At 61.1% G+C, this 15,213-nt stretch carries 17 protein-coding genes; 1 reads left to right on the forward strand and 16 read right to left on the reverse strand.

Features of this window, described 5'->3' with window-relative positions; translation table 11 throughout:
- A partial coding sequence (locus J3350_RS12325) for a hypothetical protein (protein ID WP_207686826.1) occupies window positions 1-191 on the forward strand: 191 nt, incomplete at its 5' end.
- A gap of 129 nt (window positions 192-320) precedes the next feature.
- Here J3350_RS12325 and J3350_RS12330 read toward each other — a convergent pair.
- The 16 genes from J3350_RS12330 to J3350_RS12405 all read right to left on the reverse strand — a co-directional run bounded on the left by J3350_RS12330 (window position 321) and on the right by J3350_RS12405 (window position 15,209).
- Window positions 321-1,694, reverse strand: coding sequence for an MATE family efflux transporter (locus J3350_RS12330; protein ID WP_207686827.1), 1,374 nt, complete (start codon window positions 1,692-1,694; stop codon window positions 321-323).
- Window positions 1,695-1,765: 71 nt separating this feature from the next.
- Window positions 1,766-2,590, reverse strand: coding sequence for a PHP domain-containing protein (locus J3350_RS12335; protein ID WP_207686828.1), 825 nt, complete (start codon window positions 2,588-2,590; stop codon window positions 1,766-1,768).
- Between the two features lie 6 nt (window positions 2,591-2,596).
- A complete protein-coding gene (hisIE, locus tag J3350_RS12340) occupies window positions 2,597-3,232 on the reverse strand; it encodes a bifunctional phosphoribosyl-AMP cyclohydrolase/phosphoribosyl-ATP diphosphatase HisIE (protein WP_097791791.1) in 636 nt (211 codons plus the stop codon).
- 68 nt (window positions 3,233-3,300) lie between these two features.
- Window positions 3,301-4,056, reverse strand: coding sequence for an imidazole glycerol phosphate synthase subunit HisF (gene hisF, locus J3350_RS12345; RefSeq protein WP_207686829.1), 756 nt, complete (start codon window positions 4,054-4,056; stop codon window positions 3,301-3,303).
- Between the two features lie 18 nt (window positions 4,057-4,074).
- Window positions 4,075-4,794 (reverse strand): 1-(5-phosphoribosyl)-5-[(5-phosphoribosylamino)methylideneamino]imidazole-4-carboxamide isomerase, encoded by a 720-nt coding sequence (gene hisA / locus J3350_RS12350; RefSeq protein ID WP_097791793.1) that lies wholly within the window; start codon window positions 4,792-4,794, stop codon window positions 4,075-4,077.
- Between the two features lie 130 nt (window positions 4,795-4,924).
- Complete coding sequence (gene hisH, locus J3350_RS12355) at window positions 4,925-5,533, reverse strand: imidazole glycerol phosphate synthase subunit HisH (protein ID WP_207686830.1); 609 nt, start codon at window positions 5,531-5,533, stop codon at window positions 4,925-4,927.
- Window positions 5,530-6,120 (reverse strand): imidazoleglycerol-phosphate dehydratase HisB, encoded by a 591-nt coding sequence (hisB, locus tag J3350_RS12360; protein WP_097791795.1) that lies wholly within the window; start codon window positions 6,118-6,120, stop codon window positions 5,530-5,532. Before hisB ends, hisH begins: the two co-directional genes overlap by 4 nt.
- 3 nt (window positions 6,121-6,123) lie before the next feature.
- Entirely contained in the window at window positions 6,124-7,185 is a 1,062-nt protein-coding gene (gene hisC, locus J3350_RS12365) for a histidinol-phosphate transaminase (RefSeq protein ID WP_207686831.1), read from the reverse strand.
- Between the two features lie 141 nt (window positions 7,186-7,326).
- Window positions 7,327-8,601 carry a histidinol dehydrogenase gene (gene hisD, locus J3350_RS12370; protein ID WP_207686832.1) on the reverse strand — a complete coding sequence of 425 codons (1,275 nt, stop codon included), beginning with the start codon at window positions 8,599-8,601 and terminating at the stop codon, window positions 7,327-7,329.
- A complete protein-coding gene (hisG, locus tag J3350_RS12375; RefSeq protein ID WP_207686833.1) occupies window positions 8,598-10,190 on the reverse strand; it encodes an ATP phosphoribosyltransferase in 1,593 nt (530 codons plus the stop codon). The genes hisD and hisG overlap by 4 nt, the downstream gene beginning before the upstream one ends.
- A gap of 303 nt (window positions 10,191-10,493) precedes the next feature.
- Complete coding sequence (trxA, locus tag J3350_RS12380; RefSeq protein WP_207686834.1) at window positions 10,494-10,805, reverse strand: thioredoxin; 312 nt, start codon at window positions 10,803-10,805, stop codon at window positions 10,494-10,496.
- 178 nt (window positions 10,806-10,983) lie between these two features.
- Window positions 10,984-11,322 (reverse strand): hypothetical protein, encoded by a 339-nt coding sequence (locus tag J3350_RS12385; RefSeq protein ID WP_097791800.1) that lies wholly within the window; start codon window positions 11,320-11,322, stop codon window positions 10,984-10,986.
- A gap of 108 nt (window positions 11,323-11,430) precedes the next feature.
- Entirely contained in the window at window positions 11,431-11,772 is a 342-nt protein-coding gene (locus J3350_RS12390) for a hypothetical protein (protein ID WP_097791801.1), read from the reverse strand.
- A 204-nt stretch (window positions 11,773-11,976) separates the two neighbouring features.
- Window positions 11,977-13,140, reverse strand: coding sequence for a DHHW family protein (locus J3350_RS12395; protein WP_207686835.1), 1,164 nt, complete (start codon window positions 13,138-13,140; stop codon window positions 11,977-11,979).
- Between the two features lie 14 nt (window positions 13,141-13,154).
- The gene (locus tag J3350_RS12400; RefSeq protein WP_097791803.1) at window positions 13,155-14,573 is read right to left on the reverse strand and encodes an MBOAT family protein; all 1,419 of its coding nucleotides are present in this window, start codon (window positions 14,571-14,573) and stop codon (window positions 13,155-13,157) included.
- Window positions 14,574-14,633: 60 nt separating this feature from the next.
- A complete protein-coding gene (locus J3350_RS12405) occupies window positions 14,634-15,209 on the reverse strand; it encodes a DUF4358 domain-containing protein (RefSeq protein WP_118553688.1) in 576 nt (191 codons plus the stop codon).
- Between the last annotated feature and the right edge of the window lie 4 nt (window positions 15,210-15,213).

A 15,213-nucleotide genomic window follows, 5' to 3' on the forward strand; every position in this document is an offset into this window, starting at 1 on the left:
TCATTCCAGAACGGATCGAAGAAATCATCGAACAGGTTTTCATGGAAAACAGTCGGCATAAGCATAAATCATTCCTCCAATCCCGGCGTTCGGGTCGGGGCAAAAAATCTGAAGCGTCCACTCGGAAAGGCTTTCCGGAGCGCCTTGCGGCTCTCCGTTTGCCCTTCCTCCTGAGCACGGCCCTGTTATAGCACATGTTTTTAGCACTGTCAATAGCAGAGTGCTAAAATTCACAGAAGGATAACAGTTTGATAAAATCCCATGCGATTTTTCCTCAAATCATGCTTCTCTGCGTCTGTTTTCGGTTTGTGCGCTGCCGTTCAGCGCTTTTCCTGTTTCGGGAAGACGAAGGGGTCGTGCCGATAGACGGCCACGAGGTAGGCTGCCATGACGCACCAGATGATGGGCTCACAGAGGATGACCGCATCGTACCCGAACTTCGGGATGAACAGCACGACGAAGACGACCTTGCCCACCAGCTCGATGACGCTGGAGAAGAGCGGCAGCACCTTGTTGCCAAGGCTCTGCAGGGCGTAGCGGGTGGAGAGCAGGATGCCCAGCACCGCGTAGAACGGTGCGTTCCAGAGCAGGTAGCGGGCACCGTTTTCAAGCACGATGGGCTCACTGGAGCCGGAGACGAAGGCCACCATCCACGGCGCTGCCACCCGCATCAATAGAACCGCAGCTACGGTCATGACGACCGAGTAGAGGTAGATCTCCTTCATCCCCTTGCGGACGCGGCCCGGCTGGCCCGCGCCGCAGTTCTGGGAAACAAAGGTCGAACCCGCCGACGCCATGCTCAGCAGCGGCATATCGGTGAACATGAACATCTTGCGGGCGGCGGTGTGCCCGGCGATGACCAGTGTGCCCAGCCCATTGATGCCATACTGCAAAACGACCGAGCCCGCCGAGACGATGCTGCTCATCAGGCCCATGCAGATGCTCTGGCTGAACAGCTCCCAGTACAGATGCCGACCGACCTGGAAGTGTTTTTTCTCCGGGAGAAGCAGCTTGACTTTGGCGAACACATACGCGATGCAGAGCAGGACCGACACGCCCTGGGAGATGACCGTAGCCACCGCTGCGCCCTGCACCCCCATCCCCATCCGGGCGATGAAGAGCAGATCCAGCAGGATGTTCAGGCCCGACGAGAGGAGCAGGAAGACCAGCGGCATGAAGCTGTTGCCGATGGCGCGGAGCAGACCGGCACAGAGGTTGTAAGCGAACATGACGAGGACGCCGTAGTTGATGACGATGATGTACCGGTAGGCGTCTTCGAGGATCTCCGCCGGGGTGTCCAGCAGCACCAGCAGCGGGCGCAGGCCCACCGCACCGGCCAGCGTGATGCAGAGCGAGGCAATAAGGCCGATGACAAGGGAGCCTGCCACCGTCTTCTTGAGCAGATCGTGATCCTGCGCCCCGTAGGAGCGCGCTGCGACGATGGCAAGGCCGTTGCCGATGCCGAGGCCAAAGCCTACCAGAAGCTCGTAGATCGAGCCGCAGGAGCCAATGGCGGCCAGCGCCGTGTCGCCCAGCACATTGCCCACGATCATGGTGTCCACCGTGTTGTAGAGCTGCTGGAACAGGTTCGAGACGAAGATGGGCAGCATGAAGACGACCAGGCTCTTGAAAATGGGGCCGTGCATCAGGTCTACGTTCATCGTAAATGGGGATCTTTTTGCGGTTTGGGTCATGCAGTTCCTCCTATCAGACCGGAAAATGACCCTCTCCGTCTGGGACAGAGAGGGCCATTCTGATGATACCGTTACAGTTCCTGTGCTTCGAAGCCGTTGACGGTGAGCACATCCACCTGGGTGAAGCCTGCGGCCCGGAGGGCAGCGGCTGCTTCGTCAAAGTCGAAGGTCAGGCTGGCCGTGTCGTGGGCATCGGCCGTGATGATGACCCTGCCGCCCATCTTCTGCCACTCGCCCAGCAGCCAGGCACCGGGGTAGAAATCCTTGCGGTAGCCGCGGTAGACGCCGCCGGTGTTCACTTCTAGGCGGCAGTTATGCTCTTTGGCCACGGCCAGCGCCTTGAGGGCAGCGGCCTTGTAGCGGGGAGACTCCTCGTCGAAGAACTCGCCCTCGCCGTTCAGCTTCTTGATGAGGTCGATGTGGGCCAGGATGTCCGGGCCTTTGGCCGCCACCTTCGCCACCTCGGCATAGTAGGCCTCGACTGCGGCCAGCGGGTCGCCGTCGAAGTCATCGAAGATGCAGTCGTGCAGGTCCTGCGGGCGGAAGTCGATCTCGTAATACCGGCCGGTGTTCTTGCCGTACAGATGATGCGCGGCGCCGATCCAGTAATCGTAGTTTTCGGGCTTATCCTCACTCAGCACGTCCCACTCGATGCCGCAGAGGATGTCCACCTTGCCCCGGTACTCCGCCTTGAGCTTGGCGATGGTGGCCTTGTACTGCGCGGTGCGGCTGGGGCTCATGCAGTATTCGCGGTCGCGCTGGGTGTAGCTATGGCCGGAGAAGCCCAGTGTAGTCAGACCCTGCGCACAAGCGGCGCTGGCCATCTCCTGCAACGTATTTCTGCCGTCGCACATTGTCGAGTGGCAATGCACGCTGGACTTCCTGTAATCTGCCATAGAAACTCACTGCATCCTTTCCTGTTTGACCTTGTGGTCGATGACATGTCGTTTTTCAAGCTCACGGGTGATGTCCTCCACCGTGATGCCTGCCTGGACCATCAGCACCAGCACATGGTATGCCAGGTCGCTGATCTCGTAGATGGTCTCGGCGCGGTCTTCCTTTTCGCCTGCAATGATGACCTCGGTGCACTCTTCGCCCACTTTTTTCAGGATCTTCTCCTTGCCCTTTTCGAACAGGTAGGTGGTGTAGCTGCCCTCCTGGGGGTCGGTCTTGCGGCCTTTGATGAGCGCATAAAGCCCCTGCCAGCTGAACTGCTTGAGTTCCGGCGAGAGATACACTTCGTGGAAGAAGCAGCTCTCGGCACCGGTGTGGCAGGCGGGGCCGTCCTTGACCACCTCCACCACCAGCGCGTCGTTGTCACAGTCGGCGGTGATGGACACCACATGCTGGACATTGCCGCTGGTGTCGCCCTTGCGCCAGATCTCCTGGCGGCTGCGGCTCCAGAACACGGTCCGCCCCTCGGCGATGGTCAGTGCCAGCGTCTCGGCGTTCATGTAGGCAAGGGTGAGCACCTCTTTGGTGTAGTGGTCCTGCACGATGGCAGGAATGAGGCCCTTTTCATCAAATTTCAATTCCATCGTAGTTCTCCTCCCCCTCAAAAGGGGATACTTACAGTTTATCCTAAATGGGGCCGAAACGCAAGAGCTTAGACCCGCATTTCGATGCCATTTTCGTTCAGGTAGGCTTTCAGGTCGGCAATGGAGAGCAGTTTCTGGTGGAAGATGCCCGCCGCAAGGCCCGCGTCGATGCCCTTGTGGTGGAACAGTTCCAGAAAATCTTCTTTTCTGCCTGCGCCGCCGCTGGCGATGATGGGCACATGCACCCGCGCGGCCACGGCGTCCAGCATTTCGAGGTCAAAGCCGTTCCGCACACCGTCGGTGTCGATGCTGTTCAGGCAGACCTCCCCGGCCCCGTGCTCGGTGCACCAGGCGATCCAGTCCAGCGCATCGCGGCCGGTGTCCTCGCGCCCGCCCTTGGCAAAGACGCGGAACTGGCCGTTCACCCGCTTGACGTCGGCGGAGAGGACGACGCACTGGTCGCCGTAGCGCTGAGCGGCCGCCGGGATCAGACCGGGGTCCTGCAGCGCACCGGAGTTGACGCTGACCTTGTCGGCCCCGCACTTGAGCACCCGGTCAAAATCTTCCAGCGTGTGGATGCCACCGCCCACGGTCAGCGGGATGAAGATCTCGCTCGCCACCTGGGTGAGGATATCGGTGAAGAGGGCGCGGCCCTCAAAGCTGGCCGTGATGTCGTAGAACACCAGTTCATCGGCCCCGGCGGCGTTGTAGAGCTGTGCCATTTCCACAGGGTCGGCCACATCCCGGATACCCTCAAAGTTCGTGCCCTTGACCACCCGGCCATTCCGCACGTCCAGGCAGGGAATGATGCGTTTCGTTATCATGTTCTGCTCCCTTCCGGTTCAGCGCTGCACCCGCGCAGCGCAGCGTTTCAGGTCCAGCGCACCGGTGTACAGGCTCTTGCCCAGGATGGCCGCCGCCACGCCCATCCGGTCCAGCTCTTCCAGCTCGGCTTCCGACGAGATGCCGCCGCTGGCCGTGAAGGCCACGCCGGGCACTTCGGCCTGCAACTGCCGGTAGAGGGCCAGATTCGTGCCCTGCATCGCGCCGTCACAGGCAATGTCGGTGTAGATGATGGCCCGGCAGCCCGCCTCAGCCAGCCGCTTGCAGAAGTCCACGCCCTGTTCGGTACTGACCTCCTTCCAGCCATGGATGGCAACGTATCCATCCTTCGCGTCCACGCCCACGGCGATCCGGTCGCCGTACCGTTTCAGCATCCGGGCCGTGAAGTCGAAATCGGTCACGGCCACGCTGCCCAGGATGCAGCGGCCCACGCCGAGCGACAGATACGTCTCGATCCGCTCTTCGGTGCGGATGCCGCCGCCGACTTCAATGTACAGGCCGCCCTGTTTTGCCAGCGCGGCGATGGCCTCGTAGTTGGAAAGGGTGCCGTCCTTGGCACCGTCCAGATCCACGACATGGAGATTTTTTGCCCCGGCTTCCAGGAACTTCCGCGCCTGGGCACAGGGGTCTTCGCCGTAGACGGTCATCCGGTCGTAGTCGCCCTGCGTCAGGCGGACGACCTTTCCGTCCCGTAGATCAATGGCTGGAAATAATTGCATTATAGATCTCCTTTAACTGGCTTCCCCCTCTCAGGCGCTTCACGCCAGCTCCCCCAAAGGGGGAGCTTTTTAACCTCCCACTTCGGGGGAGGTGGCATCGCGTAAGCGATGACGGAGAGGGTTGGGCCGTTCACAATTCACTGAAGGCTTTCAGGATGCGCAGGCCGGTGTCTCCGCTCTTTTCGGGGTGGAACTGCGTTCCATACACCCGGCCCGCACGGACCACGCCGGTGACGGGGATGGAATAGTCGCTCACCGCCAGCGTACTCTCCGCACAGTTCGTGCCGTAGTAGCTGTGCACGTAGTAGACGTATTCGCCCGCGCGGATGTAGCGGAACAGCGGGTCGTCCCGGACGATGTGCAGCGCGTTCCAGCCGATCTGCGGCACCTTCAGCGTCCGGTCTGCAAGGTCGGGTTCCAGCGGGCAGACCTCGCCTTTCACAAAGCCCAGGCCCGCGTGTTCGCCGTACTCATAGCTTTTTTCAAACAGCAGCTGCATCCCCAGGCAGATGCCCAGCAGCGGCTTTTTGGTGGCTTCTTCCCGGAGGACGGGCACCAGGCCGGTGGCTTCCAGCTTGGCCATGGCGTCGCCGAACGCCCCCACACCGGGCAGGATGAGCCGGTCGGCCGCGCGGATGACCGCCGGGTCGGCGGTAACGACGGCCTCCTGCCCCAGATGGGCCAGGCTCGACTTCAGGCTGAACAGGTTGCCCACCCCATAATCAATGATCGCGATCATACCAGCAGTCCTTTCGTGGAGGGGATCTCGTCCCGGTGGGCGGCGTCGATCTTGACCGCTGCAGCCAGCGCGTGACCTGCGCCCTTGAAGCAGGCTTCGAGGATGTGGTGGGTGTTCTCGCCCGCAAACTGGACGAAGTGGACCGTGGCGGGCACGTTCCGGGCAAAGCCCAGCCAGAACTCTGAGGCGCACTCCACATCAAAATCGCCGACCTTTTCGGTCTTGCAGCGGACATCCCAGTTCAGGGTGCACCGACCGGACAGGTCCACGGCGCAGAGCACCAGTGCCTCATCCATGGGCAGATAGAAGCTGCCATAGCGGCAGATGCCCCGCATATCGCCCAGCGCCTTGGCAAACGCCTGCCCCAGTGCGATGCCGATGTCCTCGGCGGTGTGGTGGTAGTCCACCTCCACGTCGCCGTGGCAGGTAAGCACCAGGTCGAACCGGCCATGCCGCGCAAACAGCTCCAGCATGTGGTTCAGAAACCCGCAGCCGGTGTCCACCTGATACCGGCCTGCGCCGTCCAGATTGAGGGTCAATTCGATCTGCGTCTCGTTGGTGTTGCGTTCCAAACTCACTTCCCGCATGGGTCAGTCCTCCAGTATCTTGTCCAGTGCGGCCAGCAGCGCCTGCATCTGGGCCGGTGTGCCGATGGTGATGCGCAGCCAGCTGTGGATGCGCGGTGCATCGAAATGCCGCACCAGCACACCGTTTTCCTTCAGTTTTCGGTACAGAGTGCCGCCGTCCTGCCGTGCCGTACGGACGAACAGGAAGTTCGACCGGCTGTCCAGCACCGTGAAGCCGCGTGCTTCCAGCTGCTGCCGGGTCCAGCTGCGCGTCTCGACGATGGCGGCGCGGGTGGTGTCGAAGTAGGCGGTATCTTCCAGCGCGGCCTGCCCGGCTTTCAGGGTCAGGCGGTTGATGTTGTAGGGGTTCAGGCTGAACTTGACCCGGTTCAGGTCGGCGATGATCTTCGCGTTGCCCATGGCCAGACCCAGCCGGGCACCGGCCAGCTGGCGGGACTTCGAGAAGGTCTGCACCACCAGCAGGTTCTCGTACCGGTCGATGAGGGGCACACAGCTCTCCCCGCCGAAGTCCACATACGCTTCGTCCACGATGACCACATGGTCGGGATTGGCCTGCAGGATGCCCTCGATGGCGCTGCGGGGCAGGGCCAGACCGGTGGGGGCGTTGGGGTTGGCCAGCACGATGGTGGTGTTCAGGCCGTAATAGTCGGCAGGGTCCAGCGTGAAGTCCTCCCGCAGCGGGATGATCCGGCTGGGGATGTGCATCAGCCCGCACCAGACGCCGTAGCAGCCGTAGGTGATGTCCGCATAGGCCAGCGGGTGTTCCTCGTCGCAGAAGGCCCGCAGCGCGAAAAACAGGTTCTCATCGCTGCCGTTGCCGGGCATGATCTGGTCCGGCTGCAGCCCGAAGTGCTTTGCTGCTGCGTTCAGCAGCTCGGCACAGGCCGGGTCGGAGTAGAGCCGCAGCTTTTCCACCTCGGCACGGCTCACGGCCTCCAGCACCGCCGGGGAGGGCGGATAGGGGCTTTCGTTGGTGTTCAGCTTGATGTACTGCTGATCCTGCGGCTGCTCGCCGGGGGTGTAGGGGGTCACCGTATCCAGCCTCGGTGAAAGGAATCTACTCATACGCTTTATCTCCTTGTCAGCGTCCTCACCCTCTCAGGCCGCTTCGCGTCCAGCTCTCCCAAAGGGAGAGCTTTTCAACCTCCCACTTTGGGGGAGGTGGCATTGCGAAGCAATGACGGAGAGGGGAAAACGCCTTCCCATTTATTCGTACCGGATCGTCACGCTTCTGGCGTGGGCGTGCAGGCCCTCGCGCTCGGCAAAATCGGCGATGCGGGGGGCCACTGCCTCCAGCGCATCGCGGGTGTAATAGAGGAAGCTGGACTTCTTGACGAAGTCGTCCACGCCCAGCGGGCTGGAAAAGCGGGCCGTGCCGCTGGTGGGCAGGGTGTGGTTCGGGCCGGCGAAGTAATCGCCCAGTGCCTCCGGGACGTTCCGGCCCAGGAAGATGCTTCCCGCATTCTTGATCTCGTTCAGCACGCCGAAGGGGTCTTCCACGCAGACTTCCAGATGTTCCGGCGCAATGATGTTGCAGGCCTCAATAGCCTTGTGCAGGTCGGTGCAGACGATGATCTTGCCGTTGTCGTCCACGCTGGCGCGGGCGATGGCGGCACGGGGCAGCTGGGGGATCTGGACTTCCAGCTCTGCCTGCACGGCTTTGGCCAGCGCTTCGCTGTCGGTCACGAGGACGGGGCTGGCCAGCTTGTCGTGCTCGGCCTGGCTCAGCAGGTCTGCCGCCACCCAGGCCGGGTCACACCCGCCGTCTGCCAGCACCAGGATCTCGCTGGGGCCGGCGATCATGTCGATGCCCACCTTGCCGAAGACCTTCCGCTTGGCCGTGGCCACGTAGATATTGCCGGGGCCGACGATCTTATCCACGGCCGGGATGCTCTCGGTGCCGTAGGCCAGCGCTGCCCCCGCCTGTGCGCCGCCGGTCTTGAAGATCTTCGTCACGCCCGCCGTAGCGGCAGCGGCCAGGATGACCGGGTTCACCCTGCCGTCCTTTCCGGCGGGGGTGGTCATAACGATCTCCGACACCCCGGCCACCTTGGCCGGGATGACGTCCATCAGCACCGTAGAAGGATAAGCAGCCGTACCGCCGGGCACATAGACGCCTGCCTTTTCGATGGGGGTGTATTTCTGGCCCAGCACCACGCCGGGCTTGTCGTTCATCACAAAATTCTTGTGCACCTGCTGGCGGTGGAAGGCCTCGATGTTGGCAGCGGCCTCCTTCAGCGTTTCCAGGAAATAGGGGTCCATGTTCGCGAAGGCCTCGTCGATCTCCGCCTGGGTCACCTGCAATTCTTCGATGGACGCGCCATCGAATTTCAGGGCGTATTCCTTCAGGGCCGCATCGCCGCGGGCGCGGACGTCGGCAAGGATGCCGTCCACGACATCCTCCACATTCTTTTCGGCGCGGATGTCCCGGTTCAAGATCTCTTCCGGTTTCAGTTCGTCAAATTGGTACAGCTTGATCATTTTGCAGCCTCCTGTAAGGTCTCCCGCAGTTGTTCGAGCATTCGGTCCACTTCCCGGTGTTTGAACTGGTAGCTGGCCTTGTTGGCGATGAACCGGGCCGAGATGGGCAGAAATTCGGTCACGACCTTCAGGCCGTTCTCCCGCAGGGTCGTGCCGGTCTCCACGATGTCCACGATGACATCCGAAAGGCCCAGGATGGGGGCCAGCTCAATGGAACCGTTCAGCTTGATGATATCAATGTCCCGCCCGATGGACGCATAGTAGTTCTTGGCGATGTTCACGAATTTGGTAGCGACCCGCACCGGGCGGCTGGGGTCGTCCTGATAGTCGTTCGGCGCTGCCACGCACATCCGGCATCTGCCGAGGCCGGTGTCCAGCAGCTCATACACGTCGGCGGAGGCTTCGGTGAGGATGTCCTTTCCCACGATGCCCACATCCGCCGCGCCGTGCTCGACATAGATGGCCACATCGCTGGGCTTGACGAGGAAATACCGGATGCCCGCTTCGGGGTTCTCGACCACCAGCTTCCGGGTGGCATTGTAGTCCTCGGCGCAGCCGTAGCCGATGCGGGCCAGCAGGCCATAGACCTTATCGCCCAGACGGCCTTTCGGCAGAGCCACATTCAGCATCACCCGGTCGGTCTTCTGCTGCTGGACCGGCGGCAGCGGGGCGCTCAGGCGGTCCAGCTCATCCAGATAGACCGCAAACCCGATGGCGTCCGCGCCGGGGGTGAATTTCTGCATCAGCAGGTCGTAGCGTCCGCCCTTGAGCAGCGGGCGGGGCAGGCCCTGCAAATAACCCTGAAAGACCAGCCCGTTGTAATACTCCATCTCGCCCGTCAGCGAGAGGTCCAGCCGGACGCTCCCGCCCCCGGCGCTCAGAGAGCGCGTCAGCGCCCGCAGCTCGGCGGCAGCGGCCCGCATCCGGTCGTTTTTGCAGAAGGCCTCGGCGCGGGCCAGCGTCTCTTCGCAGCCGCCGCAGAGGGTCAGCAGCGCACACAGCGTATCGGCCCCGGCATCGTCCAGCCCGGCGGCCTTTGCGGCGGCCCGCAGCTCGTGGGCGTTCTTCTCGCGCAGCAGGTCCAGCAGGGCGGGGCGGGCCGTTTCGGGCACTGCCAGCGCATCCAGCAGACCGAACAGATACCCCATGTGGCTCAGCTCCAGCACCCAGGCCGCGCCCAGCTGTTCCAGCGATTTTGCCGCCAGCCCGACTGCCTGCTGCACCTGCGCTTCGCCCACGGCTCCCAGCATCTCCAGGCCCATCTGCGCGATCTCCTTGAAGGTGTGGCTCTCTGCCGAGGGGCGGTAGACGTTCTCGTGGTAGTAGTATTTCAGCGTCTCGCCGGGGGCGGGCTGGGCCGTCTTGGCAATGGAGAGGGTCACGTCCGGCTTGAGCGCCAGCAACCGTCCGTCCAGGTCGGTGAAGGTGATGACCTGTTCCGACGACAGAAAGCTCCGGTTCTCCTGATACAGACCGTATTCCTCAAAGCGGCCCATGTGGTATTTGCGGCAGCCCGCCGCCTCATACAGTGCCCGCAGCGCAAAGGAGGCCCGCTCCTTCGGCTGCAGATCCGACAGATCAAATCCCATTCTGGTTTCCCTTTCCTCTTTCCCGCCCTGTGCGCGGCACCGTCCGCGCCATTTGCTCTGCGAAATCGTTCTTGAATTTATTTTACTTTATCTTGATAAAGTTGTAAAGTACGAAAGTATCAAACTTTTCTCTTTTATCTTACCGTTTTTCTGTGCGTTTGTACAGAAACGCGAAATTGTTTCATCGTACCGGCAAATCAGATGATGCGTTCCGCAAACGCACCGCTCCCCAAAGCGCAAAAATGCCCCGCCGGGCGCAGGATGCGCACAGCAGGGCAAAACGCGATTCTTCGGGGGGCCGACTCAGCAATCCAGCAGGGCCAGCACACCGCTCTTCGGGCGGGCACCGACCGCCTGATTGACGAGCCTGCCGTTCTGGAAGACCAGCAGCGTGGGGATGCTCATGACGCCGAACTGAGCGGCGAGGTCCGGCTGCTCGTCCACATTGACCTTGCCCACCTTGACGTCGCTGCGCTCCTCGGCCACCTCGTCCACGATGGGCGAGAGCATCCGGCAGGGGCCGCACCAGCTGGCCCAGAAGTCCAGCAGCACCGGCTTTTCGCTGTGCAGCACCTCGGCGTCAAAGTTTTCGGTCGTGATCGTAATGGGTTCCATATCTTCTACCTCCTGCGGGTGTGTTTGTTGTTCGATGGTCTTAGTATACCCCAAATGCCGCCCCGCTTCCGTAACCGGGTCACAAAACACAACAAAAAGCGGCGGCCCGCCCCGGTTGGGGAGAGCCGCCGCTTTTCATTGTTCTTTGGAGTACTCCGGGCTGTCTGGCCTCAATGTTTTAGGCAGTGATGATGACCAGAGCGGTGATGGGCCACAGGCCGACAGCAGCCGAACCAGCGCAGATGCCCTTGAATGCGCTGATCAGATCCTTCTGCAGGTAGTTCACATAGGTGTTCATGCCGCCCTCCAGCAGAGCTGCGGTATCCTGGCCCTTGTGCGCTGCGACATAGTTGCGGGTAGCGACCATGCCCTTGTAGTAGTTGTACAGGCCCCAGATGCTGAATGCAGTGCCAGCCAGAGCAGAAACAGCACCAAAAGCGCTGCCGCCCTGCGTATAGGTCATTTCCTCTTCGTTCATGACGTTGTAGTTCGCGGGCATCTTCATCTTGTTTTCCATAATAACACTCCTTTGAAAAAGCAATAATATCCCAAGCAGTGCATTCGCTGCACTGCAGGTTTCCAAACAAATGCTAAGGGGTTCCAAGAGGCATCCGGGACTGTCTGCTCAGATGAGCATCAGCACCACGCTGACCGGGGCCAGACCCACCACCGCAGCGGTGGAGACCACATCCCGCAGGAAGTTGGACGGGCTCTGGCTCATGTCCTCGCCGATATCATCCAGCGCACGGCCGATCACCGTAAAGACATTGCCCTTGCGGTTCTCTTTCTGGTTCAGCCAGCTGCGGGCCGTTCCGATGCCCCAGACATAGCTGGCACCCAGCACTACGGCTCCTACGACCGTTGCCGCCGTCGAGAGCGCATCCAGATAGCTGCCGCCCTCAACATAAGTCATCTCATCTTCCGACACCACGGCGCAGTGTGCGGGCATCTTCAGTTCGTTCTTCATTCCTAATTTTCCCTCATTTCGACGGTTTCTGTTCCTCCGCCGCATACAGCAACCCTGCTGCATTCCTCACTCACTCTTTGTACGCTCATTTTACTACGTCTGTCGATTTTCTGCAATAGATTCTGTGCAAAACTATGAAAAATCGGAAAGTCGCATGAAAACTTCGCGAAAAGTTTGTGAAAAAGGACTGCGTTTTTTTACAGCTCAGCCTGCCACGCCCGCACGGTAGAGATACGGGTCGCTGGTAAAGCTGGAATAGCTGTACAACACCAGGATGGCGTCGTAGTCGTTGTCTGCGATGAGCTGGTCCAGACCGTAGTTGTAATTGCGGAAGTCCACCACGTCGATGGCCGCATAGTTTGCCGTCAGATACGGCACGAAGCTGTTGGCGTAGCTGTCCTTGATGACGAGGATCTTGCCGGTGCCGTCGCCCTCCACCCGGCTCAGGCCGTTGTTGCCGTGGAGGAACATGGCGTACTTGTCGTAAACGTCCAGCTTGCCCGTATCGTACAGGCCGGTCTGTGTGCCCTCGGTGGGCTGGCCCGGCGCAGTGACGTTCCAGATGGTGAGCCGATTCTGCAGATCATACCAGGTGATGGTGTCCGGCTCGGCATTCCAGGTGCGCGCCTTGGAGTAGTGGGTGCCGTAGAAGTTTTCCGCCGTCTCCACAGGATGCGCACTGCGGTCAAAGGGCGTCAGGCCCTGCGCTTCGCAGAACTGCTCGTAGGCGTAGTAAGCCCCCAGCGTCGTCCAGTGGTGGTCGGTGCGATAGTACAGATACTCGTCCTTGTGCGCCCGCAGCGCATCGGTGACGCGGAGAAACTGCACCGCCGGGAGCGCTGCCTGCGCTTCGTCGATCCGCCCTTCCTCGTCCATCTGGGGCGCAGCGAGGGGCAGGTCTTCCGGATAGAGCACGGAGGCCGACGGCACGAGCATGAAGCTCACCTTGCCGGGGTAACGCTCGCCCAGCGACTGCACCGCCGCCAGATTCTTGTTCCAGACCCGCTCTTCGGTGGGCAGAACGCGGTAGCGACGGGCAAACATCCGGTGCTCCCGCCCCAGCAGGATGCCGCCGCTCTGGGTCTTCTGGAACAGGGTCGTCTCGGCCAGGCTCTGCAGGCTGATCCACTGGTCCCGCCCGAAGACCTGATCCTTCACATACTTGGTATAGTTCGTAAAATAATTGTTCAGTCCATCCACCGACACGGCCGTCAGTTTGGGCCGCTGGGTGAGGGTAGTGTTTTCCAGCTCGCTGTAGGCGCGGTCCGGCGTCACCAGGTCCAGCACGAACAGCGCCGCGAAGAACAGGGTGAAGGCCGCCAGCACCGGGTACTGCTTCAGGGAGGAAACACGCTTTTTCGGATCCATGCTTTACGTCCTCCTCAGAAATTGAAATACAGGAACGGGCTGTTCGTGCTGCCCACGACATAGGCCGTGGAGAGCACCAGCAGCACCAGCACCGTGGCCACCCGCGTTGCGGTGCGCTTCTTCAGCAGGTCCCAGATTTTTTCGATGAGCGGGGTGCAGCAGACCACCGACACCGCCAGCAGCACACCGTAATTCCGCAGGAAATACACCGGCGACACACCGCCCGCAGGCACGAAGAGCTTATAGAACAGGTAGTTGAACCCGACGCCCCAGTCGTTGCCCACGAACATGGCCCAGCCCACCACCACGAGGAAGAGGGTGTAGACATGCGGCCAGACTTTGCCTTTTTCAAGGTATTTCAGCAGGAACAGCTTCTCGACGGCCAGCAGGATGAAGTAGTACAGACCCCAACAGATGAAGTTCCAGTCCGCACCATGCCAGATGCCGGTGAGCAGCTCCACGACGAAGAGGTTGAAGATCTGCCGCTTGAGGCCCTTGCGGTTGCCGCCCAGCGGGATATAGACATACTCCCGGAACCAGCCGGACAGGGTCATGTGCCAGCGCCGCCAGAATTCCGTGATGGAGCGCGAGATATAGGGGTAGTTGAAGTTCTGCGGGAAATCAAAGCCCAGCATCTTGCCCATGCCGATGGCCATCATGGAATAGCCGGAAAAGTCGAAATACAGCTGCAAGGAATAGGCGATGACGCCCAGCCAGACCAGCGCCGTGGAGGCATTGCCCAGACCCACATAGGTGGTGGAGGGACTGTTCTGGATGCCGATGATGTCGGTCCAGAGCGCGCCCACGGCATCCGCCAGCAGGACTTTCTTCGCCAGACCGAAGGTGAACAGGGTCATGCCCTCCTCGATCTGCCGGAGGCTGTAACGGTGTTCGTAGACATGCAGCTGAGCCGAGACATCGCGATATTTGACGATGGGGCCTGCGATGAGCTGCGGGAACATGACCACATAGGCACCAAAATCAATGATGTTATGCTCGGTCTTCACATCCCGGCGGTAGACATCAATGGTGTAGGAAAGGGTCTGGAAGGTGTAGAAGCTGATGCCCAGCGGCAGGGTGCTGATGCCCTGAATGGCCGCGAACTGGGTGCCGAACAGGCTGTTCAGGCTGGAGAGGACGAAGTTCGCATACTTAAAATAGAACAGCATCCCCAGGCTCCCCGCCAGAGCCACCAGCAGCAGCGCCGTGCGGGCGGCGGGCTTGTCCTCCATGCGTTCCAGCCCCAGGCCGCAGAGGTAGTTGATGAGGATGAGGGCCAGCATGACCGGGAAAAACCGGACTTCGCCCCAGCAGTAGAACACCAGACTGCACACAAAGAGCACGGTGTTCTTGAGTTTGGCGGGCGCAAGGTAATAGAGCGCCAGCGTGATGGGGAGAAACCGGAACAGAAAAAGGATGGTGCTGAAAACCAAGGTGTTCCTCCTTTGAAAAAGGGCCGATGCCGCCAAGGCACCGGCCCACGATGATCGTTGTTACTTGAGCAGAACGCCGTTGACGGCGTCGGTCAGGTCTTCCGTGCACGCGTTGGAGGCAATGACCATCACCACGCGGTCGGCGCTGTTGGCGATGACGGCATTTTCCACATTGGCCTGTGCCGCAGCAAACTCGGCATAGTTGCCGTAGAAGGCCACCTGGTCCTGCTGGTAGGCCTTCAGGGCCTCCACGATCTCTTCGGCCTTGCCCTCTGCCGGCTCGATGACCAGCACCAGACCGGCGTCGCCGTTGTCGTTGCTCTTCACGCCCTTATAGCTGGCCACATCCTCCGCCTTCAGGCCGAAATCGTACTCGATGTTCATGGCAGCGATCTCGAACTGGTTGGAGATGGGGTTGGCTTCCAGCAGCGCATCCACCTCGTCGGCCAGCGCATCGGGGCTGTTGGTGCCGTCGTCGGGCAGGGCGCTCTCCGCCTGGGATAGCACCACCGAGGACGCCGCCGGGCTTGCCGAGGACGCCGTGGAAGAGGAAGCCGCGCCGCCGCAGCCTGCGAGCAGAGCGCAGCCCAGCGTGGCAGCCACAGCGGACAGTATCAGTTTTGAACGGATCTTCATAGAT

This window comes from Faecalibacterium sp. Marseille-Q3530, assembly GCF_017377625.1.
GTDB classification, from domain to species: Bacteria; Bacillota; Clostridia; order Oscillospirales; family Ruminococcaceae; genus Faecalibacterium; species Faecalibacterium prausnitzii_E.

Bases quoted from the DNA above. Each gene is read 5' to 3' on its own strand.
- J3350_RS12330 (WP_207686827.1), bottom strand. From the start codon at position 1,694: ATGACCCAAACCGCAAAAAGATCCCCATTTACGATGAACGTAGACCTG.
- J3350_RS12335 (WP_207686828.1), bottom strand. From the start codon at position 2,590: ATGGCAGATTACAGGAAGTCCAGCGTGCATTGCCACTCGACAATGTGC.
- hisIE (WP_097791791.1), bottom strand. From the start codon at position 3,232: ATGGAATTGAAATTTGATGAAAAGGGCCTCATTCCTGCCATCGTGCAG.
- hisF (WP_207686829.1), bottom strand. From the start codon at position 4,056: ATGATAACGAAACGCATCATTCCCTGCCTGGACGTGCGGAATGGCCGG.
- hisA (WP_097791793.1), bottom strand. From the start codon at position 4,794: ATGCAATTATTTCCAGCCATTGATCTACGGGACGGAAAGGTCGTCCGC.
- hisH (WP_207686830.1), bottom strand. From the start codon at position 5,533: ATGATCGCGATCATTGATTATGGGGTGGGCAACCTGTTCAGCCTGAAG.
- hisB (WP_097791795.1), bottom strand. From the start codon at position 6,120: ATGCGGGAAGTGAGTTTGGAACGCAACACCAACGAGACGCAGATCGAA.
- hisC (WP_207686831.1), bottom strand. From the start codon at position 7,185: ATGAGTAGATTCCTTTCACCGAGGCTGGATACGGTGACCCCCTACACC.
- hisD (WP_207686832.1), bottom strand. From the start codon at position 8,601: ATGATCAAGCTGTACCAATTTGACGAACTGAAACCGGAAGAGATCTTG.
- hisG (WP_207686833.1), bottom strand. From the start codon at position 10,190: ATGGGATTTGATCTGTCGGATCTGCAGCCGAAGGAGCGGGCCTCCTTT.
- trxA (WP_207686834.1), bottom strand. From the start codon at position 10,805: ATGGAACCCATTACGATCACGACCGAAAACTTTGACGCCGAGGTGCTG.
- J3350_RS12385 (WP_097791800.1), bottom strand. From the start codon at position 11,322: ATGGAAAACAAGATGAAGATGCCCGCGAACTACAACGTCATGAACGAA.
- J3350_RS12390 (WP_097791801.1), bottom strand. From the start codon at position 11,772: ATGAAGAACGAACTGAAGATGCCCGCACACTGCGCCGTGGTGTCGGAA.
- J3350_RS12395 (WP_207686835.1), bottom strand. From the start codon at position 13,140: ATGGATCCGAAAAAGCGTGTTTCCTCCCTGAAGCAGTACCCGGTGCTG.
- J3350_RS12405 (WP_118553688.1), bottom strand. From the start codon at position 15,209: ATGAAGATCCGTTCAAAACTGATACTGTCCGCTGTGGCTGCCACGCTG.